This window comes from Streptomyces albicerus (genome assembly GCF_008905045.1).
GTDB lineage: Bacteria > Actinomycetota > Actinomycetes > Streptomycetales > Streptomycetaceae > Streptomyces > Streptomyces albicerus.
The window spans coordinates 17,292-35,487 of record NZ_VWMY01000017.1 but is presented as its reverse complement, the minus strand read 5'-3'; the positions used below and the strand labels follow the sequence as shown (position 1 = coordinate 35,487).

Sequence of the window (18,196 nt, the reverse complement as noted above, 5' to 3'; positions counted from 1 at the left end):
CGCCGACTCATGGCTCACCCGCGCGCGTTGCGGGCCAGCTCCAGCGCGTACGAAGGCCACCACTGCCCGGCGTCCGGCCCACCTCGGCAGGTGCCGTCCGACTCGCCCGGCCGCTTGATCCACAGGTAGGCGTCGAGCAGCGGGACGCCGGTCTGCACGGTGGGCGGGGTGCCTAGGGCTCGCCCGGGCGGGTTGCACCATGACTCGTCATCCATGATCCCCGCGTCGTCGGCGACACCGTCACCGTCGTCGTCAGCATCGTCCCAGTCACCATCGTCGCCGTCGTCATCATCGTCACCCCCGTCGTCCCCGTCACTGTCATCACCGCCGTCGGGTACGTACGGCCCGTTGCCGTTGCGGCTGCTGTCGATCACGAAGTGCTTGCCGTCGAGGGCCTCGGACAGCCGGGTCCCGTACGCCGAACTGGCCGCGTCCGTCTGGAAGTTGGACACGTTCAGCGCGAAACCGTCGGCGCCCGCGATGCCCGACTGCTTCAGCGGCTCGACCAGCCGTGAAGTGTCCGGGATCCAGGCGGAGTTGCCCGCGTCGAGATAGACACGGGTACCCGGCTGCCGTTTGAAGCGGTCCACGGCGTACGCCAGCAGTGCGTACCGGTCCTTGGCCACGATCCGGTCGCAGCCCGACACCGCCTGCGCCACGGCGTCCGGCTCGACGATCACGTACGCGCCCCGGTCGCCGAGCCCCGCCGCGAACTCGTCGGCCCACTCCCGGTAGTCCGCCGCGCTCTCGGCTCCGCCGCCCGAGTAGGACCCGCAGTCGCGCTGCGGAATGTAGTACGCGACGAGTACCGCCGTACGGCCCTCACGTGCGGCGGCGCTGGTGCGGGCCTGCACCAGCTCCCGGGGCCCGGGGTCGAACAGCCACTCGGCCTGGGGGCGGGTGGCGATGCGGTCCATGAGCTGGGCGTCGGCGTCCCGTCCCGTACGACGCCATTCGGCGGCCTGCTGTGCGGCGCGGGAATCGGGGTCGACCCAGAAAGTGGGGTCGGGGGCAGTGGGGTCGGGGGCAGTGGGGTCGGGGGCGGCGTGCCTCGTACCGTGCTGGTCTCCTCGCCTCGGTCCCGGGACCACCGCCTCCCGTTGCGCCACGCCCACGAACTGCGGCTCCCGTCGCACCGCCGCTCCGACGTCCGAGACACGCACACGCTCGGAAGCAACCGCGCCCGCAGCGCCGCCGGCCGCGTCCGGGCACCACACGACCCCCGTCACGGCGACCGCCGACACGGCGAGCGCGACGGCGAGCCCCCGGACACGCACACAGACACAGACCGACACCGGGACACGGGTACCGACAGCTGGGGGCACGACCGACTCCGTTCCCACCGCCGGAGGCATCGGCGGCGACTCGTCCGCGAGGCGCCCTAAGCGCTGGCGCCTCTCCCCCGGAGTCTGGAGTCACCCACGACCCGCCGCCTCGCCCACTGCTCCGCTCGCCGCCTCCGAGGCGGACAGAATCACCCCGACGGAGGTCCCCAGGTCCGCCGCTTCGGCAGCGGCTTCGCATAGCTGCCGGCCCGGCTCGTCGTGAGCCCGAGCGACACCAGCGACTCGGCGAGCTTCACCGCGGCGCCCACCCCGTCGACGACCGGCAGTCCCAGCTTGTCGCCCACCGCCCGCTGCAGGCCGGTCATCCCGGCGCAGCCGAGCACCAGGACCTCGGCGCCGGCGTCCCGGGCCCGTTCGGCGGCGGTCACGAAGGCGGCCTCCGTGCGCTCCACGTCGCCGAGGTCGAGGACACCGAGCCCCGTGCCCACGACGGCTGCACAGTTCTGGGCCACCCCCGCCGTGTACAGGCTGTCCTCGATCTGCCCGGCCGAGCGCTCCAGCGTGGTGACGACGCCGTACCGCCGCCCGAGCAGGCACGCGAGATGGGCGGCCGCCTCGGTGATGTCGACGACGGGTACGTCCACGAGTTCGCGTACGCCCTCGCGCCCGTGCTCCCCGAATCCGGCCATGACGACGGCGTCGTACGGGCCGTCGTACGTCCGCAGGGTGTCGAGGACGGCCGCCGCCGAGAGGTAGCTGTCGAGCCAGCCCTCCGCGGACTCGGGCCCCCAGGCGGGGGTGAGTCCGAGCACGGTGGTGCCCGGGCCTGCGGCGGCCCGGGCACCTCGCACGATCTCCTCGGTCATCCCCTGCGTCGTGTTGCAGTTGGTGACGACGATCCGCACGCTCAGCCCTCCACGGGAGCCGGAGCCGGCTCGGCAGGAGTGGCGGCGCGCTCGGAGCGGCACAGGATCGCGTACAGCCCGGCGGCCAGCGCCGTCCCGATGAACCACGAGTACGGGGCCACCTCGTTGAAGGTCTTCACCAGCGCGAGCACTGCCGAGACCGCGGCCGCGGGCAGGAACGCCCACAGGGCCTTGGGATTGACGCCCTTCCTGTAGTAGTAGCGCGATCCGGGCCGGGCGTTGAAGAGCTCGTCCACGTCGATGCGGCCGCGCTTGACCCAGAAGTAGTCGAGCATGATCACACCGAACAGCGGGCCGAGGAAGGCGCCGAGGCCGCCGAGGAAGTAGTTGACGACCGTGGGGTTGGAGAAGAGGTTCCACGGGGTCACGACCAGGGCCGCCACCGTGCTGATCATGCCGCCGACCTTGAAGGTGATCTTCTGCGGCCAGACGTTGGCCAGGTCGTACGCGGGCGAGACGAAGTTGGCGACGATGTTGACGCCCATGGTGGCGATGGCGAAGGTCAGCGCGCCCAGGATCAGGACCCACTTGTTGCCGATCTCGGCGACGAGGTGGGCCGGGTCGGTGATGGCCTTGCCGAACACCTCGATGGAGCCGGCCGTGACGATGACCGAGACGATCACGAAGGCGGTCGAGTTGATGGGCAGGCCCCAGAAGTTGCCGCGCTTGACCGTCTTGTAGCTGGGCGCGAAGCGCGAGAAGTCGCAGAAGTTGAGCATCAGCGTGCCGTACGTGGCGAGGATCAGGCCGATCGCGCCGAACCACTGCCGCCACTGCTCACCCACGGAGACCGGGTTCGGGGTCGAGGTGAGCGAGATGGTCCAGCCGGCCTTGGCGAGGATCCAGACGGCCAGCGCGATCATCACGATCCAGATGGCGGGGCCGCAGAAGTCCTGGAACTTCCGTACGGATTCCATGCCCTGGCTGATGATGAGCGCCTGGACCAGCCACAGCGAGACGAAGGAGACCCAGCCGAGCGCGTGCAGGCCGAGGAAGTTGCTGTGGGTCCAGGACTCGAGGCCCGGCCAGGCCGCTAGCAGCATGATGTTGACGGCGACCGAGGCCAGATAGGTCTGGATGCCGTACCACATGATGGCGATGACGGCCCTGATCAGGGCCGGGATGTTGGCGCCCCAGACGCCGAAGCTGATACGGCTGACGACGGGGAAGGGCACGCCGTGGGCCTGTCCGATCTTCCCCATCCAGTTCATGCCGATGTAGATGAGCACGAAGCCGACGAGCAGGGACGTGAAGATCTGCCAGACGTTCATGCCGAGCACCAGCAGGCCCGCCGCGAACGTGTAGTTGCCGAGGTTGTGGACGTCGGACATCCACATGGCGAAGAGGTCGAAGACCTTCCAGTTGCGCTTGCCCGCGGGGGCGAGGTCTTCGTTGGTGAGCCGGGGATCGGGGACGAACGCTGGTGCGCCGGTGGCTTCGGCTGGATCGGCGAGGGACACGGGGCCTCCATGAGCGAGAGTACGACGGGGAGGACTGGGGGACGACTGCCGGAGTTTTGGTATACCAAACTCCGGTCATGGTCCCGCCGCCGACGACATCTGGCCATGTCCGTACGGTTACAGCTCGGTAAAACCGTCCCGGGTTCGGCGAGGATGGACCCATGACAACGGTGGAACCGCTGGGGGCGGTACGCGAGCGGGTCCTCAGCTCGCTGCGGCAGGAGATCATCTCCGGGCGGCTGCTGCCCGGCGACCGGCTGGTCGAGCGCGAGCTGGCCGAGCGGTTCGGGGTCTCCCGCGTGCCGGTCCGCGAGGCGATCCGGGCCCTGGTCGCCGAGGGCTTCGTCCTCTTCGAGACCCCGCGCCGTACGGTCGTACGCCGGCTGACCCCGACGGATGTCGCGGAACTCTTCGAACTCCGCGAGGCCCTGGAGGTCTACGCCACCGGGCTGGCCGCGCAGCGCGCCACCCGGGCCGACCTCGCCGAACTGGAGGAACTGCTCGACCGCGCGGCGGACGCGACCGGCGCGGACGACGCGGAGGCGATCACCGACATCAACACCCGCTTCCACAACCGGATCCTGGCGATGGCCGGAAACAGCCTGCTGATCTCCGTGATGGAGCCGGTCGACGGCCGGCTGCGCTGGCTCACCCGCCAGAACGAGGAGTGGCCGCAGCTCCTCGCCGAACACCGCGAGTTGTACGCGGCGATTGCCTCCGGCGACCGTGAGATGGCTCGTGCCCATGCGCTGGCGCACGTCCAGGCCAACTATCGGTCGACGGTTCGCCATCTCTTCGGTGACACCGGCTCCGGTTCAGACTCCGATACCGATACCGATACCGATACCGGTTCAGACTCCGGTTCCGGTTCCGGTTCCGGTTCCGCGGTAGAAGCGTGACCGCCCGTACGGCGATCGGTGCCACCTCTAACGGGACGCGTACCTTGCCGTGGCCGTACGGTTCGATCTCCGGATACAGGCCCATCGCGCGACCCTAACCGTCGTACGGTCCGACCGGCAGCCCCGCCGCCTTCGCCGCCGTACACAGCACGTCCCGCAGCATCTCGGGGGTGAGCCGCCCGGTGAAGGTGTTGCGCTGGCTGACGTGGAAGCACCCGAAGAGTTCCAGCGGCCGGTCCGGGCCCTCCAGCACGACCCGCGCCCCGTGCGCGAAGGCCGGCCGGGGCCGGGGCACCGTCCATCCCGCCTCGGCGAACGCAGGCAGCGCGGCCTGCCATCCGAAGGCCCCGAGCACGACGACCGCGCGGAGAGTGGGCCTGAGCAGCTTCAGCTCGCTCACCAGCCAGGGCCGGCAGGCGTCCCGCTCCCAGGGCGTCGGCTTGTTGGCGGGCGGCGCGCAGTGCACGGGCGAGGTGACGCGTACGCCGTACAGGGCCAGCCCGTCGTCGCTGCTCACGGACGTGGGCTGCGACGCGAGGCCCACGTCGTGCAGCGCCGCGTACAGCACGTCCCCGGACCGGTCCCCGGTGAACATGCGCCCGGTCCGGTTCCCGCCGTGCGCCGCGGGCGCGAGCCCGACCACCAGCAGCGAGGCGTCCGGCGGTCCGAAACCCGGCACCGGGCGGCCCCAGTACGTCCAGTCCGCGAAAGCGGCCCGTTTCGTGCGGGCCACCTCCTCCCGCCACTCGACCAGCCGTGGGCAGGCCCGGCACCCGGCGATCCGCTCGTCCAGCTCGGCCAGGCTGCGCTCCTGCTCCATGCCACTACGGTATGCCCGGCGAAAAACGCTCCGGCTTACCGCCCGCCGAGGACTAGGGTCGGAACATGGCTTCAGGGACTCAGGGGAACGGGCCGAGCGCCGCGGAGGGTACGGCCGGTGCGCGGAACGCCGAGAGCGGGACCGGCGCGGGCGGCTCCGCCGACGCCGTGGCCGTGGCGAAGGCGGCCGCGCCCGCGAGCGGCGAGACCGTGCGTGTCGACAGCTGGATCTGGTCCGTACGCCTCGTGAAGACCCGTTCGATGGGCGCCACCGCCTGCCGCGGAGGCCACGTCCGCGTGAACGGCGAGCGCGTCAAGCCCGCGCACGCCGTCCGCGTCGGCGACGAGGTCCGCCTCCGTCATGCGGGCCACGAACGGATCGTCGTGGTGAAGCGCGTGATCCGCAAGCGGGTCGGGGCCCCGGTCGCCGCGGAATGCTACGTCGACAACAGTCCGCCGCCTCCGCCCCGCGAGGCCGTCGCCCCGGCAGGCATCCGCGACCGCGGCACGGGCCGCCCCACCAAGCGCGACCGCCGCGAGATGGAACGCCTGCGGGGGCTGGGCTCCCCTGACGGCGGCCCGGAGGCACCTTGACCACAAGGGGCTGAAGCGAGCGCCCGGGCAGGAGCCCGAGCGCACCGCCGACAGGGCAGCGCGAAGGGCAGTACAACGGGCCGTGCGAGGAGTGCGGGCCGGTGCGACGGGCCGTGCGACGAGTGCGGGCCGTCCGTGGCTGGTCGCGCCCCCGCGGCGGAGCCGCATGATGTCACGGCCCCGCGCCCCTTCAGAGGCGAGACGCGCTCCCGCGGGACCACCCAACGCACAGCGCGGCGTCCGGCAAAGGGCCTGGGATGCCCTGCCGGACGCCGCCCGGAGTCCTGCGCTCAGGACCGTCGTCGGACGAGCCTCAGCAGCTCCACGGCGTGCCCCCGCCGCGCCCAGGCGATGAGTGCGAGCGGCACTATGAGGATGAGCGGGGTCGCCGCGTTCTCCCCGTCGAAGACGGTGATCTGTGTGATGAACGCGCCCACCATCAGCGCGCTCAGCGACACTGCCGCCACGGACGAGAGCACCGGGATCAACAGCGCCACGGCACCGGCCAGTTCAAGCACCCCGATGCTGTACATCCCCGCGCTGCCCCAGCCCATCTCCTCGAAGCCCTCGGCCGCCGAGGGGTGCGCGATGAGCTTGGGCAGCGCGCTCGCGATCGCGTAGAAGAGAGCAAGCAGCACCTGCAGACCACGCAGGCCGAGGCGGGCACGGCGGCCACGAGCGGTCGCCGACTCGGCGATGACTGTGCCGGAGGTGACGGCGGTGACGGGAGCGGTGGAGTCGGACATGGGGATCTCCTGTGTCAAGCGGTTCGCGTTGCTGTCACAGAGCTAGACCGACCCGCCGTCCGAAACTCATCGCCTCACGAAGAAGCCGCATCACCCGGCAAAGGAACTCGCCGCCCCCAAGGGGATTTCACGCCCCCACAGGCACCGCTCGCACCCAGACCCGGTCCTCCGTCAGATACCGGTCGACCTTCAGCCCCGCCTCCCCCAACGCCTCCTCGAACTCCTCCTTCGTGAGCGGCCGGGCGAGGAACGTCTGCGTCCATACGGCATCCGGGAACACGTACTCCGCCCGCACCGAGTTGACCCCGTCCCCGACCGGCTCCGCGGACAGCATCCGTATCGTGAACCCGCTCGGATCGACCCTCTCCCGCGGCAGATTCGTGTGGTAGTCCTCCCCCTCGCGCTGGATCAGCACGCACCCTCCGTCAGCGACATGGCTCCGGCACACGTCCAGCATTCTGCGCCGCACCTCGAGGTCTCCGCTGTGCACGAGGAACGACGCGAGCATCACCACGTCGAACTTCTCCCCCAGGTCGAGCGTCTCGATGGGGCTGCATATCGTGCGCGCCCCATGCACCCTCTCCAGCATCTCGGCCGACTCGTCCACGGCCGTCACCGTGAAGCCCCGCTCCAGGAGCGGATGGGTCATCCGGCCCACGCCGCAGCCCAGTTCGAGCATGTGCGCCCCCGCCGGGACGGCCGCCGTGATGATGTCCGGCTCGTCCCCCACAGGCAGCCGCGCGTACAGCTCCACCGCGCAGCCGTCCGGTGTGATCGCGCCGGGACCCGTCCCCTCGTATCCGTCACGCATCTCGATCGTCATACCCGCCCAACGGCCCGTGGCCGACGCCCCGTTCCCACTCCCGACGACACCACCCGTTCGAGTGACAGTGCGAATCGGCCACACAGTTGCGGGTCGCAAAGAGGCCCATCAGAGCACGAACCGGTCGCATAGCGGCTGACTACAATGCGAACCAGCCATGCCCGCCGTACCAGTGGCCACCCGCCCGCAGATGATCCCCGACCGCCCGCTCGACCCTCGTCCGCCGCGGCAACTCCTCCACCGGCAGCTCCGGGTCGCCGAAGACGAACCCGACGGGGCTCTTGTCGTCCGCCTTCGTCTCCTCGTACCCGGCCTGAAACCGCTCCTGGAAACGCACGATGTTGGAGTCCGCCGGCAGATACCGCTTCAGCTGCGGGTCGAGCAGCCAGGAGTGGCAGACCGCCACCGCATAGCGCTCGTCCGGGTAGTGGCGGGCGAAGAACTCCCGTGCCAGGTCCAGCGACCGGTCGCAGGCCTCCGGCGACATGGGCCCTCGGAAGTCGGGGATGTGCAGGCTCAGACAGAGCTCACCGGGGCCGGTGTCCAGGCCGGCGGCCGAGGCCGCCTGCCCCGTGTGCCCGCCGAGCCGTGCACGCTGGTACTGCAGCCGTCCCAGTTGGTACAGCTCCCCGTGGAAGTGCAGCGCGATCCACCACGGCACCAGCAGCCCGCCGGTGCCGAACCGCCGCCGGTGCACGGCCATGTGCCGCCCCAGGTCGGCGAGGGTGCGCCGGGACACGTCCGCGGGAATGCCCCGCTGCCGGTGGTAGGCACGCACATACGGCAGCGCGGCGACGAACACGAACAGATGGAAGGTGCGGCCCAGCGCCCCCGTGGACTCCGGAAACACGGGTGGCTCCCACCCTTTGCCGATCTCCCCCATGTCGCGTACGAACCGGTCGACGCACCGCCACAGCAGTGTCATCGCCTCCGGATCCGCCGCCAGCCGGTCGCGGAGCACGACGAGTTCATTGACGTGCTCGTGCGGCACGGACAGGTCGAGCAGTACGTCCGGCAGCGCGACCGCGTCCGGAAGGACGGCCTCGGCCCGTGGGCCGCCGGGCTCGCCCTCGCTCTCGCTCTCGCTCTCCAGATCCCTCAGCCAGCCGGCGAGCCTCTCGTCCGCCCGCAGCTCCTCCACCAGCACAGCCGCTCCCCGTTCGTCCGTCCCTTGGTGAACCTGCACCACGAAGAGTACGTTTCCCCGTAGGAGTAGTGATCCCGATGCGTACGGGCAGTGAACCGACGACTGCGCGCAGTGCGCTGCGAGCGCGCCTCTGGCTCAGTGTGTGGGGGCTGGTCTGGGCGATAGCGGGGACGGCCGCGTTCGCCCTCGCCGGGCGGCCGGGCTGGGCGATCGCCTGCGGGGTGCTGTGGCTGATCGTCACCGTCGATCTGTCGATGATCCTCAAGCACATCCGGCAGGGGCCCCACTACCAGCCGGGACCCGACATCCCGCCGTACCGGCCGCCGGAGCGCCGCGTCCAGAACCGCGCTCCGACAGATCCGCGCTCCGACCGGCAGTGACTCAGGCGTCTGGAGGGCCCGGTTCAGGCTCCGTTCTGCACAACCCGGCTCATACGTCCGTCCTGGACGGCCCGGCTCAGGAGTCGAACCGTGCCGCGGCCAGATACTCCGGCTGCGGATCCAGCGCCGCCGCGAGCCGGAAGTGGCGTATGGCCTGGTCGGGTCGGCCGGAGCGCTCATAGGTGCGGGCGAGCGCGAAGTGCGCGAACGCGTTGTCCGGCTCGCGCTCCAGCACGATCGTGAACTCCAGCTCTGCGGGCCTCAGTTGGGCCGCCGCGAAGAAGGCACGCGCGCGCAGCAGGCGCGCCGCCGTGTTCTCCGGGTACGCGGCGATGACTCCGTCGAGCAGCTTCACCGCGCCCCGCGGATCCCGCGCGGCCAGCAACTGCTCGGCGGCACGGAAGTCGATGACATGCGTCTCCGGAGTACGTCCGGCGAATCCGCTGGTCTCGGGCACGGCAGAGTCCTTCCCTAACTGCAAGGAATCAACGCCCCACAGTGGCCCACTATTCCAAGGTCGTGTGCGCCCGGTGCGCCCGGCGTACAAGTTCCGCCCACACGTCCCGTACGCGCCGCTGCAGAGCTTCCAGGGGGACGTCGTTGTCGATGACGATGTCCGCGATCTCCAGGCGCTTCTCGCGGGTGGCCTGGGCGGCCATGCGGGCGCGGGCGTCCTCCTCGGTCATGCCGCGCAGCCGGACGAGCCGGTCGAGCTGGGTCTCGGGGCTGGCGTCGACCACGATCACGAGGTCGTAGAGCCGCGCGAGGCCGTTCTCGGTGAGCAGGGGGACGTCGTGCACGACCACGGAATCCTCCGAGGCGGCCTCTTCGAGCTCGCGGGAGCGGGCGCCCACCAGGGGGTGCACGATCGAGTTCAGTACGGCGAGCTTCTCCGCGTCCGCGAAGACGATGGAGCCGAGCTTCGGCCGGTCCAGGCTGCCGTCGGCGGCGAGCACCTCCTCGCCGAAGGCGTCGACGACGGCTGCCAGGCCGGGAGTTCCCGGCGCGACGACCTCCCGGGCGATCCTGTCGGCGTCGATCAGCACGGCGCCGTGCTCCACGAGCAGCCGCGACACCTCGCTCTTGCCGGCGCCGATCCCGCCGGTCAGGCCCACCTTCAGCATGAGCAGAAGCTTAGGGCCCGCCGCTGACAGCGCCCCGGCGGGGCGGCGGCGGACCCGTCACAACCAAGGCCCGTCCCCCAGACCGTGACAACGCCTACGCGTCGCCCTCCCGCTCGGCCAGGAACTTCTCGAACTCGAGCCCGATCTCGTCCGCCGAAGGAATGTCCATCGGCTCGGCGAGCATGTTGCCCCGCGTCTCGGCGCCCGCGGCGGCGTCGTACTGGTGCTCAAGTCCCTGGACGAGCGCGACGAGCTCCTCGTCGCCCTCCTGGATCTGCCGGTCGATCTCGGTCTGGGTGCGGTGCGCCTCGGTGCGCAGGGCGTGCGCGATTCCGGGCAGGACCAGGCCGGTGGCGGCGGTGATCGCCTCCATGACGGTCAGCGCGGCGTCGGGGTACGGGGATCGGGCGATGTAGTGCGGCACGTGCGCGGCGACGCCCAGGACGTCGTGTCCGGCCTCCATGAGGCGGTACTCGACGAGCGACTCGGCGCTGCCGGGGACCTGGGCCTCGTCGAAGGGGCTGCGGTGGCCGGGGACGAGATCGGTGCGGTTGCCGTGCGGGGTGAGGCCCACGGGGCGGGTGTGCGGGACGCCCATGGGGATGCCGTGGAAGTCCACGGACAGGCGTACGCCCAGCCGCTCCACGATCTGCTGGACGGCCGCCGCGAAGCGCTCCCACTCGACGTCCGGTTCGGGTCCCGACAGCAGCAGGAAGGGCGCGCCCGTGGCGTCCTGGACCAGCCGCACGTCCAGTGTGGGCTCTTCGTAGTCGGCCCAGCGGTCGCGCTTGAACGTCAGCAGCGGGCGTCGGGCGCGGTAGTCCACGAGCCGGTCGTGGTCGAAGCGGGCCACGACCTGATGGGGCAGCGAGTCGAGGAGCCGGTCGACGATCTGGTCGCCGGTCTCGCCCGCGTCGATGTATCCGTCGAAGTGGTAGAGCATGACAAGACCGGCCGACTCCTGGGCGAGCGCCATGTCGACGACATCCAGGCCCTTCGGCTCCCATGCGTACAAACCCTGCGGATCAAGCACAGTGACCGCTCCTCCTCGTGTTCGTACTCCACAACGCGGCCCAGGACACGAGCATTCCCGCCACATGCCCCTTCACTGCCTCCTCTTACCGGCATCTCAGGCGCGACGACCGCGCTGAGCGCTCCGCTGGGCACGGTGATGAACCTGCGGGGCGGTGGGGGCTGGTCGCGCAGTTCCCGGCGCCCCTATGGGGGCCGGGACCCCGCACCGGACTTCTGCAACGTCGAGGCCAACTCCCTCAGGGGCGCGGGGCGGCATCGAGATGCGGCTCCGCCGCGAGAGCGCGGCCGGCCATGAAACCCGCACTCGGAGGACAGCCGGCAGCCCCCGAACACGTCTGAGGGGCCACACCTCGAAAGGTGCGGCCCCTCAGCTATCCGCCTATCGGCTGAGCCTCAGCGGCAGCGATCAGCTCTGGCCTCCGGCCAGCTTCTCGCGGAGGGCAGCCAGGGCCTCGTCCGACGCCAGGGCGCCGGAGTTGTCGTCCGACTCCGAGGAGTACGAACCGCCGCCGCCACCGGAGGCGGCCGGAGCCGCACCCGGGGTGGCCGTGCCCTCGGCCTCGGCCTGCGCGTCGGCCTCGCGGGACTTGATGACCTGCGCCTGGTGCTGCTCGAAGCGCGCCTGCGCCTCGGCGTACTGGCCCTCCCAGGCCTCGCGCTGCTTCTCGTAGCCCTCGAGCCAGTCGTTGGTCTCGGGGTCGAAGCCCTCGGGGTAGATGTAGTTGCCCTGGTCGTCGTACGACGCGGCCATGCCGTACAGCGTCGGGTCGAACTCGACCGAGGCCGGGTCGGCACCGAAGGCCTCGTTGGCCTGCTTCAGCGAGAGGCTGATGCGACGGCGCTCGAGGTCGATGTCGATGACCTTGACGAAGATCTCGTCGTTGACCTGGACGACCTGCTCCGGGATCTCCACGTGGCGCTCGGCCAGCTCGGAGATGTGCACCAGACCCTCGATGCCCTCGTCCACGCGGACGAACGCACCGAACGGAACCAGCTTCGTGACCTTTCCGGGCACGACCTGGCCGATCTGGTGGGTGCGGGCGAACTGCTGCCACGGGTCTTCCTGGGTCGCCTTCAGCGACAGGGAGACGCGCTCGCGGTCCATGTCGACGTCGAGGACCTCGACGGTGACTTCCTGGCCGACCTCGACAACCTCGGAGGGGTGGTCGATGTGCTTCCAGGACAGCTCGGAGACGTGGACCAGACCGTCGACGCCACCCAGGTCCACGAAGGCACCGAAGTTGACGATCGAGGAGACGACGCCGGAACGGACCTGACCCTTCTGCAGGGTCGTGAGGAACGTCTGGCGGACCTCGGACTGGGTCTGCTCCAGCCAGGCACGGCGGGACAGGACCACGTTGTTGCGGTTCTTGTCCAGCTCGATGATCTTCGCCTCGAGCTCCTTGCCCACGTACGGCTGGAGGTCGCGAACGCGGCGCATCTCGACGAGGGAGGCCGGCAGGAAGCCACGGAGGCCGATGTCGAGGATGAGACCACCCTTGACGACCTCGATGACGGTACCGGTGACGATGCCGTCTTCTTCCTTGATCTTTTCGATCGTGCCCCAGGCACGCTCGTACTGAGCGCGCTTCTTGGACAGGATCAGACGGCCTTCCTTGTCCTCCTTCTGGAGGACGAGGGCCTCGATCTCATCGCCCACGGCGACGACCTCATTGGGGTCGACGTCGTGCTTGATGGAGAGTTCGCGGCTCGGGATAACGCCTTCGGTCTTGTAACCGATGTCGAGCAGGACCTCGTCCCGGTCGACCTTCACGATGACGCCGTCGACGATGTCGCCGTCGTTGAAGTACTTGATCGTCTCGTCGATCGCGGCGAGGAAGGCTTCCTCGTTACCGATGTCGTTGACCGCAACCTGCGGGGTGGTGGCGGTGGTCTCGGTGCTGCTCGTCATGTGGGAAAGGGCTCCGGTACGGACATTGAGTCGTAGGTACTGCTTACGCCGGGAGCCCGTTTCGCTCTGAAGAAGCCGGACAGCCAAGGAAGCGCCGAATCCGGGCCGTGTTCTGTGACGAACACTTTCCGGTGGCGCCTCGAAAACCGAGGGGACATACAACAGATGCGAGCGCAGCCTGCTACGTCTGAGGAGCGCAGGCCCGCAGCGCAACTTGTAGCATACGGGGGCAGCCGGACAGGGTCAATGCGCGAAGGCGCACACCCGGGGCGGAACGCCGCATACCCGGCACAAGACCTGTCTCAGGAGGCCACGCGGGCGCTGTGGCGCCCCGTTCGTGTCGCCGCCTGGACGGGTTCGACGGAAGAGTACGACGAGGGAGCCGATCATCCAAGAGCCCGAACCGCTCGAGCCCGAGGCGACACGACGGGAGGCGGGGGTCACCGAGAGTTCCCGCGCCAATCGTGGCTGGTGGGACCGGAACGCGGACGAGTACCAGGTCGAGCACGGCACGTTCCTCGGCGACGACCGCTTCGTATGGGGGCCCGAGGGCCTCGACGAGATCGAGGCCGAGCTGCTCGGCCCGATGGAGGAGCTGAAGGGCAAGGACGTCCTGGAGATCGGCGCGGGGGCCGCCCAGTGCTCGCGCTGGCTGGCCGCCCAGGGGGCCCGTCCGGTCGCCCTGGACGTCTCGCACCGGCAGCTCCAGCACGCCCTGCGGATCGGCGCCGAGGGCGTCCGGCTCGTGGAGGCGGACGCCGGGGCGCTGCCCTTCGGGGACGGCTCCTTCGACCTGGCGTGCTCCGCGTACGGGGCTCTGCCCTTCGTCGCCGATCCTGTGAAGGTCCTGCGGGAGGTGCGCCGGGTGCTGCGGCCCGGCGGCCGGTTCGTCTTCTCCGTCACGCATCCGATCCGCTGGGCCTTTCCCGACGAGCCCGGCCCGGAGGGGCTGAGCGTGTCGGCCTCGTACTTCGACCGCACGCCGTACGTCGAGCAGGACGAGGCGGGCCGCGCGGTCTACGTCGAGCACCACAGGACGGTCGGTGACCGCGTCCGGGACGTGGTGGCGGGCGGCTTCCGGCTGGTCGACCTGGTCGAGCCGGAGTGGCCGGCCTGGAACAGCCAGGAGTGGGGCGGCTGGTCTCCCCTTCGGGGAAACCTGATTCCGGGGACGGCGATCTTCGTGTGCGTACGAGACTGAGCGTGTGATCCGTTACGACGCGCTCGACCCCCTGCCCGTACGCGGTGCGCTGCCCGGCCTGGGCGACGCCCTGGAGGCGCACGGCGCCGCGGTGCTCGTCGCGCCGCCCGGCACCGGCAAGACGACCCTCGTCCCGCTGGTGCTCGCCGGACTCGTGGGCGACGGGCTCGTACGCCGTGTCGTCGTTGCCGAGCCGCGGCGGATCGCCGCGCGGGCGGCCGCACGGCGGATGGCGTGGCTGCTCGGCGAGAAGGTCGGCGAGAGCGTCGGATACACCGTGCGCGGGGAGCGGGTGGTCGGGCCACGCGCGCGCGTGGAGGTCGTCACGACCGGGGTGCTGCTGCAGCGGCTGCAGCGGGACCAGGAGCTGGCGGGCGTCGACGTGGTGGTGCTCGACGAGTGCCACGAACGGCATCTGGACGCCGACACGGTGGCCGCCTTCCTGCTGGACGTACGGGCCGCTCTGCGTCCCGAGCTGCGGCTGGTGGCCGCTTCCGCGACGACCGACGCGCAGGGGTGGGCGCGGCTGCTCGGGGACGTGCCGGTGGTCGAGGCGGCGGGCGTCTCCCATCCGGTCGACGTGGTGTGGGCGCCGCCCGTACGTCCCGTGCGGCCGTCGCACGGGATGCGGGTGGACCCGCAGCTGCTGACGCATGTGGCGTCGGTGGTGCGGCGGGCTCTGTCCGAGCGCGACGGGGATGTGCTGTGCTTCCTGCCCGGGGTCGGGGAGATCGCGCGGGTCGCCGGGCAGCTCGGCGGGCTCGGCGACGTCGAGGTCCTTCAGGTGCACGGGCGGGCGCCGGCGGCCGTGCAGGACGCGGTGCTGTCCGGCGGTACGAGGCGGCGGGTGGTCCTGGCGACGTCGGTGGCCGAGTCGTCGCTGACGGTTCCCGGGGTGCGGGTGGTCGTGGACTGCGGGCTGGCGCGGGAGCCGCGGGTGGACCACGCGCGCGGGCTGAGCGCGTTGACGACGGTACGGGCCTCGCAGGCGGCCGGGAGGCAGCGGGCCGGGCGTGCGGGGCGCGAGGGTCCGGGTGCGGTGTACCGGTGCTGGACGGAGGCCGAGGACGGGCGTCTGCCGCGTTTCCCGGCGCCGGAGATCAAGGTGGCCGACCTGACGGCGTTCGCCTTGCAGGCGGCCTGCTGGGGCGATCCCGACGCCTCGGGGCTGGCGTTGCTGGATCCGCCGCCGGGCGGGGCCATGGCGGCCACTCGGGGTGTTCTGGAGGCCATCGGTGCGGTTGGCCCTGCCGGGCGGGCCACCGAGCGGGGTGTACGGATGTCGCGGCTCGGTCTGCATCCTCGGCTCGGGCGGGCGTTGCTGGACGCGGTGCCCTCCGTGGGTTCCGAGCGTGCCGCGGAGGTGGTCGCCCTTCTGAGTGAGGAGCCGCCGCGCGAGTACGGGGACGACCTCGCGTCCGCGTTGAGGGGTGCCCGGCGCGGGGGTGACGCCTATGCCGGGCGGTGGCGTGCCGAGGTTCGGCGGCTGCGGGCCGCGGCGGCGCCCGCGCCTTCGGCGCGGAGTCTCTCCCGCCCACACACCGCGCGCGACCCTCTTCCGGGGGAGCCGAGCGCCGACGCTCCGTCCGGGGGCGGCACACCCGGGGCACGCCCCGCCGGCACTCCCCCGCTGAACGCTCGCCCTGACGGCGCTGCGAGGAACCCCACCGACGACCACGCCGTCGGCCTCGTCGCCGCCCTCGCCTTCCCCGAGCGGGTCGCTCGGGCGCACGGGGGCTCCTACCTCATGGTGTCCGGAACCCGGGCCGAGCTCGGGGGCGGAAGCGGGCTGCGGGATGCCCCCTGGATCGCTGTGGCCGTCGCGGACCGGCCCGTGGGGGCGGGGCACGCGCGCGTGCGGCTCGGGGCCGTGATCGATGAGCGGGTTGCCCGGGACGCGGCCGGGGCCCTGCACGGCGAGGGTGACGAGGTGCGGTGGGCCGGCGGGGACGTCGTGGCCCGGCGGGTCGAGCGGCTGGGGGCCGTGGAGCTGGCCGTGCGGCCGTTGCGGAGCGCCGAGCCCGGGCGCGTACGGGAGGCGCTTGTGGAGGGCTTGAAGGAGGAGGGGCCGGGGGTGTTGCGGTGGTCCCGGGACGCCGAGGTGCTGCGGCAGCGGCTCGCGTTTCTGCACCACCAGGTGGGGGCTCCGTGGCCCGACGTGTCGGACGACGCGCTGCACGCGCGCGTGGACGAATGGCTCGAGCCGGAGCTGAGCCGGGCGCGGCGGCGCGCCGATCTGGAGCGGATCGATGCCGGGCAGGCTCTTACCCGGTTGTTGCCGTGGGCGTCCGGGGACGCGGCCCGGTTCGACGAATTGGCGCCGGAGCGGATCGAGGTGCCGAGTGGGTCCAGGATCCGGATCGACTACGCGGACCCCGAACGGCCTGTGCTCGCGGTGAAGTTGCAGGAGATGTTCGGGGCCCAGGAATCGCCGGCCGTCGCCGGGGTGCCCGTGCTCGTGCATCTGCTGTCACCCGCGGGGCGCCCGGCCGCCGTCACCTCCGACCTCGCGTCCTTCTGGAGGGACGGCTACAGGGGCGTACGGGCGGAGCTGCGCGGCCGGTATCCGAAGCACCCGTGGCCCGAGGACCCCGCGACCGCAGAACCGACCCGGCACACGAACGCGCGCCTCAGGCGCTGACTCGGGCCCCCGGCTCAGGCCCCCGGCTCAGGCGCTGACCGGCTCCGGTTCACGCGCCTCCGTCGGCGAAGGGTCGCCGGGGCGGCGGCTGCGCGCCTCCAGGTACAGGGACAGGGACAGCAGTCCGGCGCCCAGGATCAGGAAGCCCCACGGCAGGTACGAGGTCATCAGCAGGACGAGGAGGCGCTGGGACTTGACCAGGTCGACCGTCGACCTGATGTAGTCCTCGCGCATTTTCACGTGCCCGGAGAAGGCCGTCACCTTGTCGCGGTCCCCGAGGAGCGTGCCGCCGCGCATCTCCTCCTTGTGGATCTCTTCTCCGTATACGGGTGCGCCGGTGACGGGTTCGACCCAGAACTTGCGGACCGTGGTGTACCAGCGGGTCGTGCCCGTCTTGGCGACCGACTCCGGAGTGATGCCTTCGACGGGCATGACCTTCGGGAGGGGCACTTTGGTCCAGGGGATGGTCTGCTCGAAGTAGTAAACGTCTACGCCCCGGAAGTCCTGTTCGCCCTTGTAGTGGATGGGGGCGGTGACGCGGGCCTGTGCGTCGAAGTACTCGTAGTCCCTTTTCTCCGTCAGGAAGGGCCACTTGAACTCGATGCCCTCGCGTTTGACCGGGTCGCCGTCGACCATCTCGCCGGTGGCGTGGACGGGTTCCTGGGTGTGTGCGTCGAAGATGTAGCGCTCGGGGATCTTGGAGACCATCTTGCCGTCGGGGCCCTGGACGTAGGAGAGGCTGTCCCAGACGACGACGTCGCGGCCGGCGGTCTTCTCGATCTTCTGGGAGGCCTCGACGTTGCCCCTGAGGGTCTGCACGATAGTCACCTTGTCGACCTTCTCGGCCTTCATGGTGCCGTAGTCGAGGAGGGTCGCGTCCTTCGCCTCGAGGACCATGTCCTGGTACTGGTTGGCCGGGATCTTGGCCAGGCGCGGGAAGGCGTACCAGCGCAGCAGCGGGGACAGCGCCGCGAAGAACACGGCGAGGGCGAGCAGGATCAGGCTGGCCTTGCGGCGCATCTCGGCGGCCCTCCCTGTGCGTTGTGGGGGTGCGTCATGGGTGGCTGGGGACGGTGGTGAGCAGCGGCTCGGGTGACGTCTTGCCCTCCGGTGACCCCAGGGCCGTGATCGTGAGGACCAGCGCGAGCGCGACGGCGAGACCGGTCGCGGCGGCGATCAGGGCACGCATGCGGGGCCTCCCGA

Annotated in this window: 18 protein-coding genes; 5 read left to right on the top strand and 13 right to left on the bottom strand. The window is 70.9% G+C overall.

The genetic code is table 11. The annotated features are described in order from the left end of the window. Positions 1–14: 14 nt before the first annotated feature. The 3 genes from GAS53_RS16690 to GAS53_RS16680 form a co-directional block, all read right to left on the bottom strand. Positions 15–1,325, bottom strand: a complete 1,311-nt coding sequence (locus tag GAS53_RS16690; RefSeq protein ID WP_225858950.1) for a glycoside hydrolase family 6 protein — start codon at positions 1,323–1,325, stop codon at positions 15–17. Between the two features lie 149 nt (positions 1,326–1,474). Continuing rightward, positions 1,475–2,191, bottom strand: a complete 717-nt coding sequence (locus GAS53_RS16685; RefSeq protein ID WP_151478392.1) for an aspartate/glutamate racemase family protein — start codon at positions 2,189–2,191, stop codon at positions 1,475–1,477. A gap of 2 nt (positions 2,192–2,193) precedes the next feature. Continuing rightward, on the bottom strand, positions 2,194–3,672 hold the full coding sequence (locus tag GAS53_RS16680) for an NCS1 family nucleobase:cation symporter-1 (RefSeq protein WP_151478391.1): 1,479 nt from the start codon (positions 3,670–3,672) through the stop codon (positions 2,194–2,196). A 161-nt stretch (positions 3,673–3,833) separates the two neighbouring features. Between GAS53_RS16680 and GAS53_RS16675 the strand changes: the two genes are divergently transcribed. Beyond that, positions 3,834–4,571, top strand: a complete 738-nt coding sequence (locus tag GAS53_RS16675) for a GntR family transcriptional regulator (protein ID WP_151478390.1) — start codon at positions 3,834–3,836, stop codon at positions 4,569–4,571. A gap of 94 nt (positions 4,572–4,665) precedes the next feature. Here GAS53_RS16675 and GAS53_RS16670 read toward each other — a convergent pair whose 3' ends face one another. Beyond that, a complete protein-coding gene (locus GAS53_RS16670; RefSeq protein WP_151478389.1) occupies positions 4,666–5,391 on the bottom strand; it encodes a uracil-DNA glycosylase in 726 nt (241 codons plus the stop codon). 65 nt (positions 5,392–5,456) lie between these two features. On the opposite strand from GAS53_RS16670, the gene GAS53_RS16665 reads away from it, so the two are divergent. Next, a complete protein-coding gene (locus GAS53_RS16665; protein WP_151478388.1) occupies positions 5,457–5,984 on the top strand; it encodes an RNA-binding S4 domain-containing protein in 528 nt (175 codons plus the stop codon). Between the two features lie 290 nt (positions 5,985–6,274). Here GAS53_RS16665 and GAS53_RS16660 read toward each other — a convergent pair whose 3' ends face one another. The 3 genes from GAS53_RS16660 to GAS53_RS16650 all read right to left on the bottom strand — a co-directional run bounded on the left by GAS53_RS16660 (position 6,275) and on the right by GAS53_RS16650 (position 8,646). Continuing rightward, positions 6,275–6,730, bottom strand: a complete 456-nt coding sequence (locus tag GAS53_RS16660; protein WP_151478387.1) for a DoxX family protein — start codon at positions 6,728–6,730, stop codon at positions 6,275–6,277. 127 nt (positions 6,731–6,857) lie between these two features. Further along, positions 6,858–7,541 carry a class I SAM-dependent methyltransferase gene (locus GAS53_RS16655; protein ID WP_151478386.1) on the bottom strand — a complete coding sequence of 228 codons (684 nt, stop codon included), beginning with the start codon at positions 7,539–7,541 and terminating at the stop codon, positions 6,858–6,860. Between the two features lie 151 nt (positions 7,542–7,692). Continuing rightward, entirely contained in the window at positions 7,693–8,646 is a 954-nt protein-coding gene (locus GAS53_RS16650) for an acyltransferase domain-containing protein (RefSeq protein ID WP_225858956.1), read from the bottom strand. A gap of 131 nt (positions 8,647–8,777) precedes the next feature. Between GAS53_RS16650 and GAS53_RS16645 the strand changes: the two genes are divergently transcribed. Then, the gene (locus tag GAS53_RS16645) at positions 8,778–9,080 is read left to right on the top strand and encodes a DUF6343 family protein (RefSeq protein ID WP_151478385.1); all 303 of its coding nucleotides are present in this window, start codon (positions 8,778–8,780) and stop codon (positions 9,078–9,080) included. Between the two features lie 76 nt (positions 9,081–9,156). Here GAS53_RS16645 and GAS53_RS16640 read toward each other — a convergent pair whose 3' ends face one another. The 4 genes from GAS53_RS16640 to rpsA all read right to left on the bottom strand — a co-directional run bounded on the left by GAS53_RS16640 (position 9,157) and on the right by rpsA (position 13,151). Then, a complete protein-coding gene (locus GAS53_RS16640) occupies positions 9,157–9,537 on the bottom strand; it encodes a tetratricopeptide repeat protein (RefSeq protein ID WP_151478384.1) in 381 nt (126 codons plus the stop codon). 49 nt (positions 9,538–9,586) lie between these two features. After that, positions 9,587–10,204, bottom strand: coding sequence for a dephospho-CoA kinase (coaE, locus tag GAS53_RS16635; RefSeq protein ID WP_151478383.1), 618 nt, complete (start codon positions 10,202–10,204; stop codon positions 9,587–9,589). Positions 10,205–10,298: 94 nt separating this feature from the next. After that, a complete protein-coding gene (locus tag GAS53_RS16630; RefSeq protein WP_151478382.1) occupies positions 10,299–11,237 on the bottom strand; it encodes a PAC2 family protein in 939 nt (312 codons plus the stop codon). Between the two features lie 408 nt (positions 11,238–11,645). Beyond that, positions 11,646–13,151 (bottom strand): 30S ribosomal protein S1, encoded by a 1,506-nt coding sequence (gene rpsA / locus GAS53_RS16625; RefSeq protein WP_151478381.1) that lies wholly within the window; start codon positions 13,149–13,151, stop codon positions 11,646–11,648. A gap of 337 nt (positions 13,152–13,488) precedes the next feature. On the opposite strand from rpsA, the gene GAS53_RS16620 reads away from it, so the two are divergent. Next, positions 13,489–14,352, top strand: coding sequence for a class I SAM-dependent methyltransferase (locus tag GAS53_RS16620; RefSeq protein WP_151478380.1), 864 nt, complete (start codon positions 13,489–13,491; stop codon positions 14,350–14,352). 4 nt (positions 14,353–14,356) lie between these two features. Then, on the top strand, positions 14,357–16,993 hold the full coding sequence (locus tag GAS53_RS16615; protein WP_151478379.1) for an ATP-dependent RNA helicase: 2,637 nt from the start codon (positions 14,357–14,359) through the stop codon (positions 16,991–16,993). 27 nt (positions 16,994–17,020) lie between these two features. Here the strand turns inward: GAS53_RS16615 and GAS53_RS16610 are convergent, their stop codons facing one another. Then, positions 17,021–18,013, bottom strand: a complete 993-nt coding sequence (locus GAS53_RS16610; RefSeq protein ID WP_151478378.1) for a DUF3068 domain-containing protein — start codon at positions 18,011–18,013, stop codon at positions 17,021–17,023. Positions 18,014–18,047: 34 nt separating this feature from the next. Beyond that, positions 18,048–18,182 (bottom strand): SPW_0924 family protein, encoded by a 135-nt coding sequence (locus GAS53_RS16605; RefSeq protein WP_151478377.1) that lies wholly within the window; start codon positions 18,180–18,182, stop codon positions 18,048–18,050. Positions 18,183–18,196: the final 14 nt, after the last annotated feature.